At 73.9% G+C, this 17,350-nt stretch carries 17 protein-coding genes and 1 riboswitch; of the genes, 12 read left to right on the forward strand and 5 right to left on the reverse strand.

Features of this window, described 5'->3' with window-relative positions; genetic code table 11:
- Window positions 1-17 precede the first annotated feature (17 nt).
- On the forward strand, window positions 18-509 hold the full coding sequence (gene rplQ / locus QEZ54_RS04755; RefSeq protein ID WP_281303216.1) for a 50S ribosomal protein L17: 492 nt from the start codon (window positions 18-20) through the stop codon (window positions 507-509).
- A gap of 88 nt (window positions 510-597) precedes the next feature.
- Window positions 598-1,443 carry a tRNA pseudouridine(38-40) synthase TruA gene (gene truA / locus QEZ54_RS04760; protein ID WP_281303217.1) on the forward strand — a complete coding sequence of 282 codons (846 nt, stop codon included), beginning with the start codon at window positions 598-600 and terminating at the stop codon, window positions 1,441-1,443.
- Window positions 1,444-1,548: 105 nt separating this feature from the next.
- Here the strand turns inward: truA and QEZ54_RS04765 are convergent, their stop codons facing one another.
- Window positions 1,549-3,306: a hypothetical protein gene (locus QEZ54_RS04765; RefSeq protein ID WP_281303218.1), complete on the reverse strand. Its 1,758-nt coding sequence runs from the start codon at window positions 3,304-3,306 to the stop codon at window positions 1,549-1,551.
- 133 nt (window positions 3,307-3,439) lie between these two features.
- Here QEZ54_RS04765 and QEZ54_RS04770 point away from each other — a divergent pair, with 133 nt between their 5' ends.
- The 10 genes from QEZ54_RS04770 to thiC all read left to right on the forward strand — a co-directional run bounded on the left by QEZ54_RS04770 (window position 3,440) and on the right by thiC (window position 12,314).
- Window positions 3,440-4,120, forward strand: a complete 681-nt coding sequence (locus tag QEZ54_RS04770) for a methyltransferase (RefSeq protein WP_281303545.1) — start codon at window positions 3,440-3,442, stop codon at window positions 4,118-4,120.
- 17 nt (window positions 4,121-4,137) lie between these two features.
- A complete protein-coding gene (locus QEZ54_RS04775) occupies window positions 4,138-5,838 on the forward strand; it encodes an ATP-binding cassette domain-containing protein (protein WP_281303219.1) in 1,701 nt (566 codons plus the stop codon).
- A gap of 138 nt (window positions 5,839-5,976) precedes the next feature.
- Window positions 5,977-6,609: a thiamine phosphate synthase gene (gene thiE, locus QEZ54_RS04780; protein ID WP_281303546.1), complete on the forward strand. Its 633-nt coding sequence runs from the start codon at window positions 5,977-5,979 to the stop codon at window positions 6,607-6,609.
- Window positions 6,610-6,658: 49 nt separating this feature from the next.
- Complete coding sequence (locus QEZ54_RS04785) at window positions 6,659-7,075, forward strand: hypothetical protein (RefSeq protein WP_281303220.1); 417 nt, start codon at window positions 6,659-6,661, stop codon at window positions 7,073-7,075.
- Between the two features lie 137 nt (window positions 7,076-7,212).
- Window positions 7,213-7,323: riboswitch (TPP riboswitch) on the forward strand.
- Entirely contained in the window at window positions 7,317-8,381 is a 1,065-nt protein-coding gene (gene thiO / locus QEZ54_RS04790) for a glycine oxidase ThiO (RefSeq protein WP_281303221.1), read from the forward strand. (Overlaps the previous riboswitch by 7 nt.)
- Window positions 8,378-8,581: a sulfur carrier protein ThiS gene (gene thiS / locus QEZ54_RS04795; protein ID WP_281303222.1), complete on the forward strand. Its 204-nt coding sequence runs from the start codon at window positions 8,378-8,380 to the stop codon at window positions 8,579-8,581. Before thiO ends, thiS begins: the two co-directional genes overlap by 4 nt.
- Window position 8,582: 1 nt before the next feature.
- Window positions 8,583-9,353 carry a thiazole synthase gene (locus QEZ54_RS04800; protein ID WP_281303223.1) on the forward strand — a complete coding sequence of 257 codons (771 nt, stop codon included), beginning with the start codon at window positions 8,583-8,585 and terminating at the stop codon, window positions 9,351-9,353.
- Window positions 9,347-9,979: a thiamine phosphate synthase gene (locus QEZ54_RS04805; protein ID WP_281303224.1), complete on the forward strand. Its 633-nt coding sequence runs from the start codon at window positions 9,347-9,349 to the stop codon at window positions 9,977-9,979. The genes QEZ54_RS04800 and QEZ54_RS04805 overlap by 7 nt, the downstream gene beginning before the upstream one ends.
- Window positions 9,976-10,785 carry a bifunctional hydroxymethylpyrimidine kinase/phosphomethylpyrimidine kinase gene (thiD, locus tag QEZ54_RS04810; RefSeq protein ID WP_281303225.1) on the forward strand — a complete coding sequence of 270 codons (810 nt, stop codon included), beginning with the start codon at window positions 9,976-9,978 and terminating at the stop codon, window positions 10,783-10,785. The genes QEZ54_RS04805 and thiD overlap by 4 nt, the downstream gene beginning before the upstream one ends.
- Window positions 10,782-12,314: a phosphomethylpyrimidine synthase ThiC gene (gene thiC, locus QEZ54_RS04815; protein ID WP_281303226.1), complete on the forward strand. Its 1,533-nt coding sequence runs from the start codon at window positions 10,782-10,784 to the stop codon at window positions 12,312-12,314. Before thiD ends, thiC begins: the two co-directional genes overlap by 4 nt.
- 90 nt (window positions 12,315-12,404) lie before the next feature.
- Here thiC and QEZ54_RS04820 read toward each other — a convergent pair whose 3' ends face one another.
- The 4 genes from QEZ54_RS04820 to nirB are packed head-to-tail and all read right to left on the reverse strand — an operon-like array spanning window position 12,405 to window position 17,288.
- Complete coding sequence (locus tag QEZ54_RS04820) at window positions 12,405-13,289, reverse strand: hypothetical protein (protein ID WP_281303227.1); 885 nt, start codon at window positions 13,287-13,289, stop codon at window positions 12,405-12,407.
- A 27-nt stretch (window positions 13,290-13,316) separates the two neighbouring features.
- Window positions 13,317-14,402, reverse strand: coding sequence for a uroporphyrinogen-III synthase (locus QEZ54_RS04825; RefSeq protein ID WP_281303228.1), 1,086 nt, complete (start codon window positions 14,400-14,402; stop codon window positions 13,317-13,319).
- 43 nt (window positions 14,403-14,445) lie between these two features.
- Window positions 14,446-14,790 (reverse strand): nitrite reductase small subunit NirD, encoded by a 345-nt coding sequence (nirD, locus tag QEZ54_RS04830; protein ID WP_281303547.1) that lies wholly within the window; start codon window positions 14,788-14,790, stop codon window positions 14,446-14,448.
- Between the two features lie 2 nt (window positions 14,791-14,792).
- Window positions 14,793-17,288 carry a nitrite reductase large subunit NirB gene (gene nirB, locus QEZ54_RS04835; protein ID WP_281303229.1) on the reverse strand — a complete coding sequence of 832 codons (2,496 nt, stop codon included), beginning with the start codon at window positions 17,286-17,288 and terminating at the stop codon, window positions 14,793-14,795.
- Window positions 17,289-17,350 lie beyond the last annotated feature (62 nt).

Below are 17,350 nucleotides of genomic sequence, written 5' to 3' on the forward strand. Positions count from 1 at the left end.
GACATCAAGGAGCACCAATGCCCACGCCCACCAAGGGTCCCCGCCTCGGGGGCAGCCCCGCGCACGAGCAGCTGATCCTGGCCAACCTGGCCACGTCGCTGTTCAAGCACGGGCGCATCACCACCACCGAGACCAAGGCCAAGCGGCTGCGCCCGCTGGCCGAGCGTCTGATCACCAAGGCCAAGCGGGACGACCTCGCGGCCCGGCGTGACGTCCGCAAGACGATCGGCGAGCGGGACACCTTCGTGGCCCTGTTCGAGACGATCGCCCCGCGGTACGCCAACCGCAACGGCGGTTACACCCGGATCGTGAAGACCGGCCCGCGCAAGGGTGACGCCGCTCCGATGGCGATCATCGAGCTGGTCGAGGAGCTTGAGGTGGCGGCGCCCGCCGCGCCGGCCAAGGCCGCCAAGGCCCAGGCCAAGAAGGCTGCTCAGGAGGACAAGGTCGCCGTCCTGTCCGGCGAGGCCGCCGACGAGTCGGCTGCCGACACCGACGCCGACAAGTAAGGCGTACGTCCGATCCGAAGCTCCTCTCCCGCCGCGCCACGCGGCCGGGGGAGGAGCTTCGGTCCGTTTGAGGGAGGGGCAAGGGGCGATGAGAGTACGGCTCGACGTCGCGTACGACGGCACCGACTTCTCCGGCTGGGCCGTCCAGCCGGAACGGCGCACCGTGGCCGGGGTGCTGCTGGCCGAGCTGGAGAAGATCGCCGGGCCCGGCAACCCGACGGGCCTGACCGTCGCCGGGCGTACCGACGCCGGGGTGCACGCCACCGGCCAGGTCTGCCACGTCGACCTGCCCGACGAGCGCTGGGCCGCCCTGGCGCCCACCCTGGTACGCCGCCTGGCCGGGCTGCTGCCCGGCGATGTGCGCGTGCTGCGGGCCGCGGCCGTGCCGCCGGAGTTCGACGCCCGCTTCTCGGCCCTGTGGCGCCGCTACGAGTACCGCGCCAGCGATGCCGAGGCCGGTCCGAGCCCGCTGCGGCGCCTGGACACCCTGTTCTGGCAGCGACGGCTCGACCTGGACCGGCTCAACGCGGCCGCGGCGGGGCTGTGCGGCGAGCACGACTTCGCGGCGTTCTGCAAGCGCAAGGAGCACGCCACCACCATCCGCCAGATCACCGCCATGTCGTGGCGGCGCGACCCGGACGGGGTGCTGGTGGCCACGGTGCAGGCCGACGCCTTCTGCCAGGCGATGGTGCGCAGCCTGGTGGGCGCGATGCTGACCGTCGGGGACGGCCGCCGGGAGCCGGACTGGCCCGCGTCGCTGCTGACCCGTACCGAGCGCTCCAGCGACGTGCTGGTGGCCCCGCCGCACGGGCTGAACCTGGTGGCGGTCGGCTACCCGGATGCGGCCGAGTTCGCCGCCCGCGCCGAGCAGACCCGCGCGCTACGCGGCACCCCGGCGGGCGCCCGCCCCACCGGGCCGGACGCCGAGGACTGACCCGCCCCGCGCGCCCGCCCCGCGCTCGCGAGGTCGCTGCAGTTTCGGGGAAACTGCGGGAATCTTGGCGTCGATTCGTGCACTTTCCCCGAAACTGCAGGAACGTCAGCCTGCGGAGGGGGCGGCGGCCGGGTCGGGGGTGCCGGACGGGGCGATCGGGTCGTAGGCGCGGTCCTCGAGGACCTTGCCTCGCAGGTAGAACTCGATCACGTCGTACAGGATCTGCTTGGCGAACGGGTCGCCGACCGCGATCTCGTCGCCGTCGGAGCGGGCGATCACGCAGTAGACCAGGTAGTGGCCCTTGATGTTCCAGCCGGCGTGGGTGGAGGACAGGGCAAGCGGGCGGGTCTTGCTGTCGGGGGCGTAGCCGAGGAAGCGGCCCTTGCCCGCGTCGACGATCGGCTTGATCGCCTCGTACGCCTGCTCGGCGCTGGCCACGGTGTCCAGGTTCACGATGCCGCCGGTGACCAGGTACTGCCCGTTGGGCGAGCGCAGCGTGCCCCGCACGACCTGGCTGCAGCCCAGCTTGGCGATCAGCTTGGTGATCTCGCCGTTGGTGGCGGCCCGGCAGTCCTTCAGCGGCTGCGCCTTGATCAGCGTGTACGCCTCGGTCGGCTTGTTCACGTCGATGACGATCTTCGCGGCGGGGAACACCTCCTGCGTGCTCAACGGCTGGCCGTCGACCTCGCGGGAGGAGATGTCGACCGGGGTCGCCGTCGGCGGCGGGGAGCTGTTGGCCTGCGCGCCGCTGCTGTTCTTCTCGTCGAGGACCATCAGGAACGAGCCGACCGCGCAGGCGGCCAGCACCGCGACCACGCCGAGCACGCTCAGCGTCTTCTTCCAGCGGCTGGAGACGTTCGGGTTGATCGGCAGGCGCTGGAACCGGCTCGCCGTGTCGGCCGGGCGGATGCCGCCGACGCGCTGCGGCGGGGGCGGCGGCGGGGGCGGCGCGACGGACGGCCGGGTCGGCGGCGGCGTGACCCGCACCCGGTTGGCCGGGTTGGCGGGCGCGGCCGTCCGGCCGCCCGGCACGGCACCGGCGCGCGCGGGCAGACCGGGTGAGACGGGTGCGGGCAGGGTGCCGGGGCGCTGCGCGGGAGGTTCGGCACCGCGCCTCGGCGGCGTCGCGGTGGCGCCGCGTCCGGCCTGCACCGGCGGCGGCGGGTCGCCGACGCCGCGCGGGCGGGTCAGCGCGCCGTTGCGGGCGCCGGGCGGCTCGCCGGGCACCGGCCCGCCGGGGCCGGGTCGACGCCCGGGGCCGGGCGGCGGGGTCTGTCCGAGCCCTGGTTCGGCGCCGCGCCGACCGGGTTCGAAGCCGCCAGGGCCGACGCTCGGGGTGCCCGGGCGCGCCGGAGGCGGGCTCTGGTCGAACGACGCGCCGCGGCCCGACGCACCACGGTCCTGCGCACCACGGTCCTGCGCACCACGGTCTTGCGTGCCACGGTCCTGGCTGCCGCGGCCGAGGGCGCCGGAACGGTCCTGGGTGCCGCGGCCGAGAGTGCCGGAACGGTCCTGCGTGCCGCGGCCGAGAGTGCCGGAACGGTCCTGGGTGCCGCGGCCGGGACCGGCGGAGCGGTCCGGAGTGCCGCTGTCCGACAGGCGCGTGCGGTCCTGGGTGCCGCGCCCCGACGTGCTGGAGCGGTCCTGGCTGCCCGCGTCGCGGCCGAACGTGCGGCTGGTGCGGTCCGGGGTGCCGAAACGGTCCTGGGCGCCACCGGCGGGCGGTGGCGGCTTGCGCTCGACGAAGCCGTTGAAGCGGTCGGGGGCGCCGGCGCCGGAGACGGGCGCCTCGGGCGCGCGGCGGCGGCCTACGCCACGGTCGCGGTCCGGTGACTCTGCGTCATGGGTGCCCCCTCGCTGCATGCCGTTCCGACCCGTCCCGGTATCGCCTGGTGCGCGCGGATCCAGGGGGTCGCGGTCGCGCGGGTCGCGCCGGGAGGACGGTGTCCAATCCCCTGCGCCAGTCCCGTAGCCGTGAGCCATGTCGCACAGCGTAATGGACGACACAGGCGGACTTAACCCTGCGGCGCGGGGGTCCGTCCGTTCGGGGGAGAATGAGCCGGTGGGCGAGCACTATTTCACCGCGGAACCGGGCGCGCCGGTCCGTCCGCGCGAGGTCGGATTCAGCATCGGCGGCGACGAGTACACGCTGACCTCGGCGGGCGGCGTGTTCTCCGCCGACCGGCTGGACATCGGCACGACCGTACTGCTCAAGAAGGGCGACCTGCCGACCGCCGGGACCACCGGTGCCCTGCTCGACCTGGGCTGCGGTTACGGGCCGATCACGATGGTGCTGGCCCGCCGGGCGCCGGCGGCGCAGGTGTGGGCGGTCGACGTCAACGCCCGCGCCCGCGAGTTCACCGAGGCCAACGCGCAGCGGCTCGGCGTGTCGGCGCGGGTGCGGGTGGCCGAGCCGGACGCGGTGCCGGCGGCGGTCGAGTTCGCGCAGATCTGGTCCAACCCGCCGATCCGCATCGGCAAGCCCGAGCTGCACGAGCTGCTGCTGCGCTGGCTGCCCCGGCTCGCCCCCGACGGGGTGGCCTGGCTTGTGGTGGGCAGGCACAAGGGCGCCGACTCGCTGCAGGAGTGGCTCAACGAGCAGGGCTTCCCCACCGAGCGGCACGCCAGCGGGTCCGGTTTCCGGGTGCTGAAAGTGACTCGCCGACAGGCCGCCTGATCAGGCAGGATTCCCGCGTGGGTTATGTGGATGTCTCGGGCGTGTCGTGGACGCTGCCCGACGGTCGGGTGCTGTTCTCCGAGGTCTCGTTCCGGGTCGGGGAGGGCGCCAAGGTCGCGCTGGTCGGCCCGAACGGGGCGGGCAAGACGACGCTGCTGAAGATGGTCGCGGGCGACCTGCCGACGCCGGTCGGCGGCATCGCGCGCGCCGGCGGCCTGGGCGTGATGCGCCAGTTCATCGGCATGTACGGCTCGTCGGCGGCCACCGGCGCGGCGGGCGGCGGCGACGCCACCCTGGCCGAGCTGGCGTTCTCGCTGGTCGAGCCGCGCCTGCAGGCGGCCGGTGCGAAGCTGGTCCGCACCGAGCAGGCCATGCGCGTGGCCGAGTCGCGCGGGCGGCTCACCAGCTCGGCCCAGCAGGCGCAGCTGCGCTACGCCGAGGCGCTGTCGGCGTTCGGCGAGGCGGGCGGCTACGAGGCCGAGGTGCTGTTCGACACCGTCTCCACGCTCATCCTGGACAAGCCCTGGGACGAGACCCGCGACCGGCCCGTGCGGACGCTGTCGGGCGGCCAGCAGAAGCGCTTCGCGCTGGAGCTGCTGCTGCGCGGCACCGACGAGGTGCTGCTGCTGGACGAGCCGGACAACTTCCTCGACGTGCCCGCCAAGCGCTGGCTGGAGCAGCGGCTGCGCGAGTCGAAGAAGTCGGTGCTCTACGTGTCGCACGACCGGGAGCTGCTCAACCAGACCGCCGACCGGGTCGTCGCGGTCGAGGGCGGCGGCGCCTGGACCCACCCCGGCAACTTCGCCTCGTGGCACGAGGCCCGGGTGGCCCGGCACGACAGCATGGAGGAGCGCCGCCGCCGCTGGGACGAGGAGCACGAGAAGCTGCGCACGCTGATGCTGATGTACAAGCAGAAGGCGGCGTACAACGACGGGCTGGCCTCGCGGTACCAGGCCGCGCAGACGCGGCTGCGCAAGTTCGAGGAGGACGGCCCGCCGCCGCTGCCGCCCAAGGACCAGCAGATCCAGATGCGGCTGCGCGGCGCCCGCACCGGCAAGCGCGCCGTCATGTGCGAGCAGCTCGAACTCGACAACCTCACCTTCCCCTTCGACCTGGAGCTCTGGTACGGCGACCGCCTGGCCGTGCTCGGCGCCAACGGCACCGGCAAGTCGCACTTCCTGCGCCTGCTGGCGCAGAGCGCCGAGGACCCGTCCGGGCGCTCGGCCGACGGCGCCGAGCACGCCAAGGTCGCCCACCAGGGCAGGTGCCGGCTGGGGGCGCGGGTCGTGCCGGGGCACTTCTCGCAGACCCACGACCGGCCCGACCTGGCCGGGCGGGAGCTGATCGACATCCTGTGGCGCGGCGACGCGCACCGGCCGTCGCTGGCCCGCGAGGCCGCCTACAAGGTGCTCGACCGGTACGAACTGGCCACTTCGGGCGAGCAGCGCTTCGGCACCCTCTCCGGCGGGCAGCAGGCGCGATTCCTGGTGCTGCTGCTGGAGCTGTCCGGCGTGACCCTGCTGCTGCTCGACGAGCCCACCGACAACCTCGACCTGGCCAGCGCCGAAGCCCTGGAGCAGGGTTTGAAGGGATTCGAGGGCACGGTCGTCGCGGTCACCCACGACCGCTGGTTCACCCGCTCCTTCGACCGCTTCCTCGTCTTCCAGAACGACGGCGAGGTCGTCGAGACCCCCGAGCCCGTCTGGGACGTCCGCTGACGCGCCCGCCGCGCCGCTGACGTCCGCTGCGGGCGGTGCAGTTTCGGGGAAAGTGCTGGAATCTTGACCAAGATTCGCGCAGTTTCCCGGAAACTGCACCATCCCGAAGCGACCCGCGGGCGCGGTAGCGTGTGCGGCATGGGGTTGGGGCGGCTACATCTGGTGACCGACAGCAGGCCGGGGCGGGACCCGGTCGCGATCGTGCGGGCGGCGCTGAGCGTCGCCACCCCGGACCTCGTGATCCAGTTCCGTCCGGCCGACGACTGGACCGACCGCTACTGCTACGACCTGGCCGGGCAGATCGTCGCCCTGTGCCGCCCGCACGGCGTGCCGGTGCTGGTCAACGACCGGCTGCACGTCGGTGTCGCGGCGGGCGCGGGCGGCGGCCACGTCGGCGCGGACGACCTGCCGGTGGCGGCCGCGCGGCGGCTGCTCGGCCCGGGGGCGATCCTCGGCGCGACCGCCCGGGTGCCCGCGACGGCGCTGCGCGCGGTCGGCGACGGCGCCGACTACCTCGGCGTCGGCCCCTGCTACGCCACGTTCACAAAGGACGACCTGCCGGTGTCGATCGGGCCGGAGGGGCTGCGGGCCGTGGCGCGGCAGTGCGCCGGTACCCCCATCATCGCGATCGGCGGCGTGACCGCCGCCCGCGTGCCGGACCTGCTCGCGGCCGGCGCCCACGGCGTCGCCGTGATCGGCGCGGTCTCCGACGCCCCCGACCCGGCCGCCGCCGTCGCCGCCCTGCTCGCCGCCGTCGCGACCCGGCCGTGAGCGCTTCGGCCGTGAGCGACCCGGTCCGGAGCGAGCTGGGGGAGCGGCCGTGAGCGGCGCGACGCTCCGCGTCCGCTGCCCCGACTGCGGCGGTTCGGCGGCCCGCGAGGTGTCCAGCTACCTGAGCATGTCCGGCGGGCTGCGCTGGTGTGCCGAGACTCACTGCGCCGCCTGCGGCTTCATGCTGCAGGACGTGGACGACGAACTGAGCGAGGCGGAGCGTGCGGCGATCCTCGCCGAGGAGGGCTTGTTCGCCCTGCGGTTCACGCCCGCCGACGGCGCCGACGTGCGGGTGCGCAGCGCGGTGCGTCAGGCGCTCAGCCTGACGTTCGCAGAGGTGACGGCCTTGTTCCGGCAGTGTCCGCAGCAGCCGGTCACCGGGGTGCGGGCCGAACTGGACCTGATCGCGGCCCGGATCCGGCGCGCGGTGCCGGCGGCCGAGCCGGTGGTGATGCCGTTGCCGTGACAACCACATCGGATGATCGGTGAGTCTGGATGCCGTACGAACACGTGGTTGCCACTCGGTGCGGGCGGGGTTACGCTGCGCTCGGCTGGCCTGAAACGCACGGGTAGCTTGACGCAACACACACGCAACACAACGCATGAACGCCCCACGGGAGCCCAGTGAACTGGGCTGAGAGGGGAGCTGACTCGCTCCCGACCGTTGAACCTGATCCGGATAATGCCGGCGCAGGGAGGAGAAGCGGATGACTCCGCGCAGGGTATCCGTCGTCGGCGGCGGCATCATCGGACTCTCCGTCGCCTGGGAGTGCCTCCGTCGCGGCCACGACGTCACCGTCTACGACCCTGATCCCGGCAGCGGTGCGTCCCATGTGGCCGCGGGCATGCTCGCCCCGGTCGGGGAGTCCTACTTCGGCGAGCACGAGCTGACCGAGCTGCTGCTGGAGTCCGCTCGCCGCTGGCCCGCGTACGCGGCGGAGCTGGCGGCGGCGTCGGGGCGGGACCTGGGGCACCGTACCGAGGGGACGCTGCAGGTCGGGCTGACCGCCGACGACCTGGCCGCACTGCGTCGGCTGTGGACCCACCAGCGGGAGCTGGGCGCCCCGGTCGTCTCGCTGGACAGCGAGCAGCTGCGCGAACGGGAGCCGCTGCTGCATCCGCGGGCTCGCGGCGTGCTGGTCGAGTCCGACCACCAGGTCGACCCGCGCCGGGTCGTCGCGGCGCTGCGCGCGCTGGTGCCGGTACGCCCGGTCGCGGTCGCCTCGCTCGCCGGGCTCGACGACGGCGCCGACATCGTGGTGCTGGCCGCGGGCTGCGCCAGCGCCGAGCTGGCCGGGCTGCCGGTCCGGCCGGTGCAGGGCACGATCCTGCATCTGCGCGGCCCGGCGGTGCTGCGCCACGTCATCCGGGGGTACGCCGACGGCCGGGCCGTCTACCTCGTCCCCCGCGCCGACGGCGAGGTGCTGGTCGGGGCGACGGTCGAGGAGCGCGCCGACGGGCACGCCACCGCCGGCGGCGTCCGGGACCTGCTGCGCGCCGCCACCGACCTGGTGCCGGAGCTGGGCGAGCACGCGCTGGTCGAGGTGTCGACGGGCCACCGCCCCGGCACCGCGGACAACGGCCCGATCGTGGGCGAGCTCGACGGGGCGGCCCCGCCCCGGCTGCTCGTCGCGACCGGGCACTACCGCCACGGGGTGCTGGCCGCCCCGTACACCGCGCACGCCGTCGCCGAGCTGGTGGACGGGCGGGCGCTGCCCCTGCTGTGGGCGCCCTTCACGCCGCAACGCCTTTCCGCCGGAGGTGCCAGATGATCACAGTTGTCGTGAACGACGTCCCCCGCCCGACCGACGACACCGAGACCGTCGCCGAGCTGCTGAGCAACCTGCCCGTGCCGCCGCGCGGAGTCGCCGTGGCCGTCAACGGCGAGGTGGTGCGCCGCGCCGACTGGCCGCAGCACCGCCTGGTCGACGGGGACCGGGTCGAGGTGCTCACCGCGGTGCAGGGCGGCTGAGGTGGACGACAGGTTCCTCCTCGGCGGGGTCGAGTTCAGCTCGCGGCTGATCCTGGGCACGGGCGGTGCGTCCAGCCTGCACTCGCTGGAGCAGGCGCTGGTGGCGGGCGGCACCGAGCTGGTCACCGTGGCGCTGCGCCGGATCGACCCGAACACCCCGGCCGGGCTGATGGACGTGCTGGAGCGCTGCGGCGTGCGGGTGCTGCCGAACACGGCGGGCTGCTTCACCGCCGCCGACGCGGTCCGCACCGCGCACCTGGCCCGCGAGGCGTTCGAGACCGACTGGGTCAAGCTCGAGGTGATCGGGGACGACCGGACGCTGCTGCCGGACGCGGTCGAGCTGCTGCGGGCGGCCGAGCGGCTGGTCGGCGACGGGTTCACCGTGCTGCCGTACACCACCGACGATCCGGTGCTGGCCCGGCGCCTGGCCGACCTGGGCTGCGCCGCGGTGATGCCCGCGGGCGCCCCGATCGGGTCCGGGCTGGGCATCAGCAACTCGCACCACATCGAACTGATCCGCGAGGCGGTGAGCTGCCCGGTCATCCTCGACGCCGGGATCGGCACGGCCAGCGACGCCGCCCGCGCGATGGAGCTGGGCTGCGACGCGGTGCTGCTGGCCAGCGCCGTCACCCGGGCGCAGGACCCGGCCGCGATGGCCGCCGCGATGCGTCACGCGGTGCTCGGCGGACGGCTCGCGGCGAAGGCCGGGCGCATCCCGGTACGCCGGTACGCGCTGGCCTCGACCTCGGCCGAGGGCCTGCCGTCATGGTGAGCCCGGTGCGCGGGGTGGTCGTGGTGACCGATCGCGGGCAGGCGGCCCGGCCGCTGGCCGACGTGGTCGCCGCGGCGGTCGCGGGCGGGGCCCGGCAGGTGCTGCTGCGGGAGAAGGACCTGCCCCGGGCGCACCGCCTCGACCTGGCGTACGCGCTGCGGGCGCTGCTGCGCCCGGTCGGCGGCCTGCTCATCGCGGGCGGCCAGGACGTGCTCGAAGGCGAGGCGCTGCACCTGAGCGCCGGTGCGGTCGCGCCGCTGGGCCGACCGCACGTGCTCGGCCGCTCCTGCCACAGCGAGGCCGAACTGGCCCGGCTGGGCGGCGCGGACTACGCCACCGTCTCACCGGTCTGGCCCACCGGCACCAAGCCGGGGTACGGCCCCGCGCTGGGCCTGTCCGAGCTGCGCAGGCTGTGCCGGATCGCGGACCGGCCGGTGCTCGCGCTCGGCGGGGTGACCACTGCGGAGCAGGTCGCGGCGTGCCGGGAGGCGGGCGCGGCGGGGGTGGCGGTGCTGGGCGCGGTCATGCGCGCCGACGATCCCGCCGAGGCGACCGCGAGATTGTGCGCGGCGTGGGACGGGGTGTGCGACGGCTCCGGCCGCCGCGGGGCGACAGTGATCGCATGACCCCTCACCAGAGCCCCCATACCGTGCTGACCATCGCCGGGTCGGACAGCAGCGGCGGCGCGGGCATCCAGGCCGACCTGAAGACGTTCGCGGCGCTCGACTGCTACGGCGCCAGCGTGATCACCGCGGTTACCTCGCAGAACACCAAGACCATCAGCGACGTGCACGCGCTGCCTGCCTCGGTGGTGGCCGCGCAGCTCGCCGCCGTGCTGGAGGACCTGCCCATCTCGGCGGTCAAGATCGGCATGGTGGCCAGCGGCGAGATCGCGGGCAACATCCGCGCCCGCGCCCGCAACGGCGAGCTGCCGCGCATGGTGCTGGATCCGGTGCTCACCGCCTCGACCGGGCGGCGGCTGGGCATCGTCAGCGCGATCGAGCGGCTGCTGCCGTACGCGACGGTGGCCACCCCCAATGTGGACGAGGCGTCGGCGCTGGTCGGCTGGCAGGTGGTCACCCCCGCGGACATGGCCGGCGCGGCCGCGCAGCTGGCCGCCCAAGGGCCGCAGTGCGTCGTGGTGACCGGCGGCGACCTCGGCGGCGCGGAGTCGGTCGACGCGGTGTGGACCGCCAACGGCACGCGCTTCATGCGCGCCCCGCGCATCCCGACCGGCAACACCCACGGCACCGGCTGCACCTTCTCGGCCGCGATCGCCGCGCGCCTGGCGCAGGGCTACCCGGTCGAGGACTCGATCGCATACGCGAACCGGTACGTGCGAGCGGCGCTGCTCGGCGCGCAGGACTGGCGGATCGGCAGCGGGGCGGGCCCGCTGAACCACTTCCCCCGACTCAAGGAGGCAACAACATGAGGCGCAAGGTGTACGTCGAAGGCTCGCGCCCGGACATCCGGGTGCCGTTCGCGGAGGTCGAGCTGACCGACGGCAGCACCCCGGTGCGGCTGTACGACACCTCCGGCCCCGGCGTCTTCGCCGACCTGCCGCGTACGAACTGGGTCGAGGACCGGCGCCTGCACGGCGCGCCCGTCACCCAGCTCGGCTGCGCGCGGGCCGGCATCGTCACCCCCGAGATGGAGTTCGTGGCCGTCCGCGAGGGCGTGACCCCGGAGTTCGTCCGCGACGAGATCGCCGCCGGGCGGGCCGTACTGCCCGCCAACGTCAACCACCCCGAGATCGAACCGATGATCATCGGCAAGGCGTTCCTGGTGAAGGTCAACGCCAACATCGGCACCTCGGCGGTCACCTCCGACGTCGCCGAGGAGGTCGACAAGCTCACCTGGGCCACCAAGTGGGGCGCCGACACGGTGATGGACCTGTCCACCGGCCCGCGCATCCACGAGACCCGCGAGGCGATCGTGCGGAACTCCGCGGTGCCGATCGGGACGGTGCCCATCTACCAGGCGCTGGAGAAGGTCAAGGGCGACCCGCTCAAACTGACCTGGGAGGTCTACCGCGAGACCATCATCGAGCAGGCCGAGCAGGGCGTCGACTACATGACGGTGCACGCGGGCGTGCTGCTGCGCTACGTGCCGCTGGCCGCCGACCGGGTCACCGGCATCGTGTCGCGCGGCGGCTCGATCATGGCCGCGTGGTGCCTGGCCGGGCACCGGGAGAACTTCCTCTACACCCACTTCGAGGAGCTCTGCGAGATCTTCGCGAAGTACGACATCACGTTCTCGCTGGGCGACGGGCTGCGACCGGGGTCGATCGCAGACGCCAACGACGAGGCGCAGCTGGGCGAGCTGCGTACGCTCGGGGAGCTGACCGAGATCGCGTGGCGCTACGACGTGCAGGTCATGGTCGAGGGTCCGGGGCACGTGCCGATGCACAAGATCAAGGAGAACGTGGACCTGCAGCAGGAGTGGTGCCACGAGGCGCCGTTCTACACGCTCGGGCCGCTGACCACCGACATCGCCCCGGCGTACGACCACATCACCAGCGCCATCGGCGCCGCCATGATCGCCATGTGGGGGACGGCGATGCTGTGCTACGTCACGCCGAAGGAGCACCTGGGGCTGCCGGACCGCGACGACGTGAAAGCGGGCGTGATCGCGTACAAGATCGCGGCGCACGCCGCCGACCTGGCCAAGGGGCACCCGGGGGCGCAGGCGTGGGATGACGCCCTGTCGAAGGCGCGGTTCGAGTTCCGCTGGGAGGACCAGTTCAACCTGGCCCTGGACCCGGACACCGCGCGGGCCTACCACGACGAGACGCTGCCCGCGCCCGCCGCGAAGACCGCCCACTTCTGCTCGATGTGCGGCCCGAAGTTCTGCTCCATGCGCATCAGCCACGAGCTGAAGGAGTACGCCGCCAAGGGCATGGCGGACAAGTCCGCCGAGTTCGTCGAGTCCGGCGGCAAGGTCTACCTCCCGCTCGCCTGACCCCCCGTCCTCGCCCCGCCCCGCCCCGCCCGCGCGGGGCGGGCACCGCGAGCGCGGCGGGCGCGGCGTGGGGTGGCACGGCGGGGTGGGTCAGAAGGCGGGGCGGGTGGGGGCACGGCGGGGGGCCAGGGCTATGACGGTCGTGACGAGCAGGCCCACCACCACCGCGATCATCGCGCCGAGGTACGCGTCGGCCTGGTAGCTCAGTGAGCGGGACAGGCCCGGCCCGCCGATCCCGTACGCGATGGCGATGAGCAGCGGCCCGGTCGCGCCGGACAGCGCGATCAGCGTGCGCGACCGCCCGGCCCGCCGGGCCGCCAGCCCGCACACCAGAGCCACCAGCAGGGCCAGCGCCGGGGCGGTGAACGAGGCGCGGGGGATCGGCTGCAGCGAGCTGATGTCGAGCACGCCCAGCCGGATCGGGTCGTAGTAGTCGCCGAGCGAGTCGCGGTTGCGCCCGAACTGGGCCGTGTCCAGGAACGACACCACGGCCAGCACCCACATCCCGGCGGTGAACGCCCACAGGTTGGTGCTGAGCGGGCTGCGCGCCACCACGAACAGCGACAGCAGCAGCCCCGCGATGACCCCCGCGCCGACCGCGAGCGCGGCGGTGAGCTGCGGGTCGAACGAGGCGTGCAGGACGGCGTACCGCGCGGGTTGCAGCGTCAGCGGCAGGGCGACCGTGGCGGCGCCGAGCGCGGCGGTGCACGCCGCGAGCACCCGGACGCCCGCCCCGACGCGGCCGGCCTCCCGCTGTGCCAGCCCGGCGGCGAAGGTCGCCCCGCCGACGGTGGCGCACAGCGCGAACCAGGCCACCCAGCTCAGCTGGAGGTTCCAGTCGTTGTCGGTGCCGGCGAGGAACTCGCGGTCCAGGCGCAGCGCGTTGAGGCCGTACACGACGCCGAACTGTGCCGCCGCGATGAGGGCGGCGAGGCCGAATCCGGCCGCCGACTGCCGTACCCAGAAACGCATCACGCGGGGACCATACGTCGGGTGGGCCGGTCAGTCCACCGGGAGTCGGTAGCCTCTTTTGACCACCGTCTGTACGAACGCGGGGTCCCCCAACCCGGCGCGCAGCCGCGCCACCGCCATCTCGACCGCGTGCTCGTCGGCGCCCCGCGGCAGTGCGGGCAGCAGCGAGGCGCGCGAGCGGACCTTGCCCGGCATCGACGCCAGCGCCCGCAGCACCGCCATCGGTGCGGGGGCCAGCGGCTTCAGCTCGCCGTCGACCATCGCCGCGTGCCCGCGCAGGGTGAGCTCGTGGTCGGCGACCTGGAGGGTGACCGCCCGCCGGGGCAGCTCGTCGGCGATCGCGCGCACCATCGCGCCGAGCCGGGCGCGGGCCGGGGCGATGACCGGGATGTTGTGCCGGATCAGCGGCGCCGCGGTGACCGGGCCGACGCAGGCGGCCACGACGTCGTGGCGCAGCGCGTCGAGCAGGGTGTCGGCACCGCCGCCGGCCGCGGCGATGAGCGCGCCCGCCGCCGGGGCCGAGGTGAAGGTGATGGCGTCCACGAGCCGGTTCGAGACCAGGTCCACCAGGCGGTGCAGCGGCGCGGAGTCCAGCGGCGGCGCCCACCGGTACACGGGCACCTCGATGACCTCGGCCCCGGCGGCGCGCAGCGCGGCGCAGAACTCCGGCTGCTGGTCGCCGTGCAGCTGGACCGCGACGATCTGCCCGGCCACCCCGCGCTTGAGCAGGTGGGCCAGGCACTCGTCGCAGCTCTCGGAGTCCGGCGACCACTGGTCGTGCAGGCCCGCGGCGCGTACGGCGCCACGGGCCTTGGGGCCGCGGGCGACGATGTACGCCCCGGTCAGCACCGTGCGCAGCGGGTCGGCCAGGCCCCAGCCCTCGGCGGCCTCCAGCCAGCCCCGCATGCCGATGCCGGTGTTGGCCACCACCACGTCCGGTGGTGAGTCCAGGCAGCGCCGGGTCGCCTCGCGCAGCTGCGAGTCGTCGTGCAGCGGGACGATCCGCAGCGCCGGGGCGATGACCACCCGGGCGCCGCGGCGTTCCAGCAGCGCGGCCAGCTCGTCCCGGCGCCGGTCGGCGGTGACGCCGACGGTGAACCCGGCCAGCTCGGTCATGACCCGTCCCCGTCCCCCGTGGCGGCGCCGGTATCTGAGGCGCTCACAGCCGATCCACCAGGACCTCGACCAGGCCGCCCTCGCACCGCACCGGGTAGGTCGGCACGAGCACGCCCGGCAGGTCCAGGCACTCGCCGGTACGCAGGTCGTAGACCTGCTTGTGCAGCGGGGAGGCGACCGTCGGCACGCCGCCGCGGTCACCGACGATGCCGCGCGACATCACCTGGGCGCCGCCGATCGGGTCGCGGTTGCCCAGCGCGTACAGGTCGCCGTCGTAGGTTCGGAAGATCGCGACCTGGACGCCGTCGACGAGTGCGGCCACGCCGCGCTCGGGCAGCAGCCGGTCGTATGCGCACACCGTGGTCCAGTACGCGGTCGAGGTCGTGATGGTCACCGGGCACCTCCGATGGTGACGGGCACCGGGCCCTGGCGCGTCGGGACGTTCTGCCCGCGCTCGACCTCGAACTTGATGTCCGGGTCGGGGGTGTCCGGTGCGTTGACGAACGAGACGAAGCGGGCCAGGCGGTCCGGGTCGTCCAGGGTGGCCCGCCACTCGTCGGCGTACGCCGTGACGTGCTGGGCCATCTGCGCGTCCAGTTCGGCGCACAGCCCGAGCGAGTCGTCCACGATGACGTCGCGCAGGTGGTCGAGGCCGCCGTCCATCGCTTCCAGCCACGCTGAGGTGCGCTGGAGGCGGTCGGCGGTGCGGATGTAGTACATGAGGAACCGGTCGATGTAGCGGACCAGGTCCTGCGTCGACAGGTCGGTGAGGAACAGGTCGGCGTGGCGCGGGCGGAAGCCGCCGTTGCCGGCGACGTACAGGTTCCAGCCGTTCTCGGTGGCGATGATGCCGAAGTCCTTGCTGCGGGCCTCGGCGCACTCGCGGGCGCAGCCGCTGACCGCGGACTTGAGCTTGTGCGGGGCGCGCAGGCCCCGGTAGCGCAGCTCCAGGTCGATGGCCAGGCCGACCGAGTCCTGCACGCCGTACCGACACCAGGTCTCGCCGACGCAGCTCTTCACGGTGCGCAGCGCCTTGCCGTACGCGTGGCCGGACTCGAACCCGGCGTCGACCAGCCGCTGCCAGATGACCGGCAGCTGCTCGACGCGGGCGCCGAACAGGTCGATCCGCTGCCCACCGGTGATCTTCGTGTACAGCCCGAAGTCCCGCGCCACCTCGCCGATCACGATCAGCTTCTCCGGCGTGATCTCGCCACCCGGGATGCGCGGCACCACCGAGTACGTCCCGTCCCGCTGGATGTTGGCCAGGAAGTGGTCGTTGGTGTCCTGCAGCGCCGCCTGCTCGCCGTCGAGGATGTAGCCGGGGTTGGTGGTGGCCAGGATCGAGGCGATCGCGGGCTTGCAGATGTCGCAGCCGCGGCCGCTGCCGTACTCGCTCACCAGCTCCGAGAACGAGGTGACCCGGCGCACCCGGATGATGTCGAACAGCTCCTGCCGCGAGTACGTGAAGTGCTCGCACAGTGCCTTGCTCTGCGCCACCCCGCCCGCCGCGAGCAGCTGCTTGAGCAGCGGGATGCAGGAGCCGCAGCCGGTGCCGGCCTTGGTGCACGTCTTCAGCCCGGCCACGTCGGCGCAGCCGCCCGCGATCGCGTCGGTGACGTGGTCCTTGGTGACCGCGTGGCAGGAGCAGACCTGCGCGGTGCCGGGCAGGTCCATCTTGGCGCCGCCCTCACCGGCGGGGGCCAGCATCGCCAGCGGCGCGGCGGGCAGCGGCCCGCCGAGGCTGGCCCGCAGCGTCGGGTACGCGCTGGCGTCGCCGACGAGGATGCCGCCGAGCAGGGTCTTCGCGTCGTCGGTGAGCAGCAGCTTCGCGTAGACGCCGGTGACCTGGTCGGTGACGACCACGTCCAGGCCGGGCGCGAACGGGGCGCCGAAGCTGGCCACGTCGACGCCGAGCAGCTTGAGCTTGGTGGAGGTGTCCGGCAGCGCCATCTTCGACTCGCCGCCGGTGAGCCGGTCGGCGACCACCTCGGCCATCGCGTAGCCGGGCGCGACCAGGCCGTAGCAGACCCCGTCGCCGCCCGCGACGCTCAGCGAGGCGCACTCGCCGATGGCCCAGATCGCCGGGTCGGCGGTCGCGCAGGCGTCGTCGACCAGGAAGCCGCCGCGCGGCCCCTTGGCCAGCCCGGCCGCCTCGGCCAGCTCGTCGCGCGGCCGGATGCCCGCGGCCACCACGACCACGTCCACGGCCAGCTCGCCGCCGTCGTTGAAGCGCATCCTGGTGACGCCGTCCGGGCCGCCCTCCAGGCCCGCGCAGCCGCGCGCGGTGTGCACGGTGACGCCGAGCCCTTCGATGTGGCGCTTCAGCACGGCGCCACCGCCCTCGTCGACCTGCAGCGGCATCAGCCGGGGCGCGAACTCGACCACGTGGGTCTCCAGGCCCAGCAGGCGCAGCGCGTTGGCCGCCTCCAGGCCGAGCAGGCCCCCGCCGAGCACCGCGCCGACGCGGCGGCCGTTCGCGGTGGACCACTCCTTGAGCTGCTCCAGGTCCTCGATCGTGCGGTAGACGAAGACGCCGGGCAGGTCCGACCCGGAGATCGGGGGTACGAAGGCGCGCGAGCCGGTGGCCAGCACCAGCACGTCGTACGGCGTCTCGCCGGCCGGGGTCGACACGACGCGGCGGTCGCGGTCGATCGCGGTCACCGGCTGGCCCAGGCGCAGCTCGACCCCGGCGGGTGCCCCGCCCAGGTCCAGGTCGGCGGCGTCGTACGAATCGAACCAGGCCGACAGGCGCACCCGGTCGTAGGCGGGGCGGTCCTCCTCGGCCAGGACCGTCACGGTCCAGCCGTCGGGGCCGCGATCGGCGAAGGCCTCCAGGAATCGCTGTGCCACCATGCCGTGGCCTGCGACGACAAGATTTCTGCTCATGCGGACACCTCCACGCTCTCTGCGGGGGACAGCCACGTCATCCAGCAGCCGACCGCGTCCTT

The sequence above is a fragment of the Catellatospora sp. KI3 genome (assembly GCF_029948125.1).
In the GTDB taxonomy this organism is placed as follows: domain Bacteria; phylum Actinomycetota; class Actinomycetes; order Mycobacteriales; family Micromonosporaceae; genus Catellatospora.

Excerpts from the sequence above, each read along its gene's own strand:
- rplQ (WP_281303216.1), top strand. The coding sequence starts at position 18 with ATGCCCACGCCCACCAAGGGTCCCCGCCTCGGGGGCAGCCCCGCGCAC.
- truA (WP_281303217.1), top strand. The coding sequence starts at position 598 with ATGAGAGTACGGCTCGACGTCGCGTACGACGGCACCGACTTCTCCGGC.
- QEZ54_RS04765 (WP_281303218.1), bottom strand. The coding sequence starts at position 3,306 with ATGCAGCGAGGGGGCACCCATGACGCAGAGTCACCGGACCGCGACCGT.
- QEZ54_RS04770 (WP_281303545.1), top strand. The coding sequence starts at position 3,440 with ATGGACGACACAGGCGGACTTAACCCTGCGGCGCGGGGGTCCGTCCGT.
- thiE (WP_281303546.1), top strand. The coding sequence starts at position 5,977 with ATGGGGTTGGGGCGGCTACATCTGGTGACCGACAGCAGGCCGGGGCGG.
- thiO (WP_281303221.1), top strand. The coding sequence starts at position 7,317 with ATGACTCCGCGCAGGGTATCCGTCGTCGGCGGCGGCATCATCGGACTC.
- thiS (WP_281303222.1), top strand. The coding sequence starts at position 8,378 with ATGATCACAGTTGTCGTGAACGACGTCCCCCGCCCGACCGACGACACC.
- QEZ54_RS04805 (WP_281303224.1), top strand. The coding sequence starts at position 9,347 with ATGGTGAGCCCGGTGCGCGGGGTGGTCGTGGTGACCGATCGCGGGCAG.
- thiD (WP_281303225.1), top strand. The coding sequence starts at position 9,976 with ATGACCCCTCACCAGAGCCCCCATACCGTGCTGACCATCGCCGGGTCG.
- thiC (WP_281303226.1), top strand. The coding sequence starts at position 10,782 with ATGAGGCGCAAGGTGTACGTCGAAGGCTCGCGCCCGGACATCCGGGTG.
- QEZ54_RS04825 (WP_281303228.1), bottom strand. The coding sequence starts at position 14,402 with ATGACCGAGCTGGCCGGGTTCACCGTCGGCGTCACCGCCGACCGGCGC.
- nirB (WP_281303229.1), bottom strand. The coding sequence starts at position 17,288 with ATGAGCAGAAATCTTGTCGTCGCAGGCCACGGCATGGTGGCACAGCGA.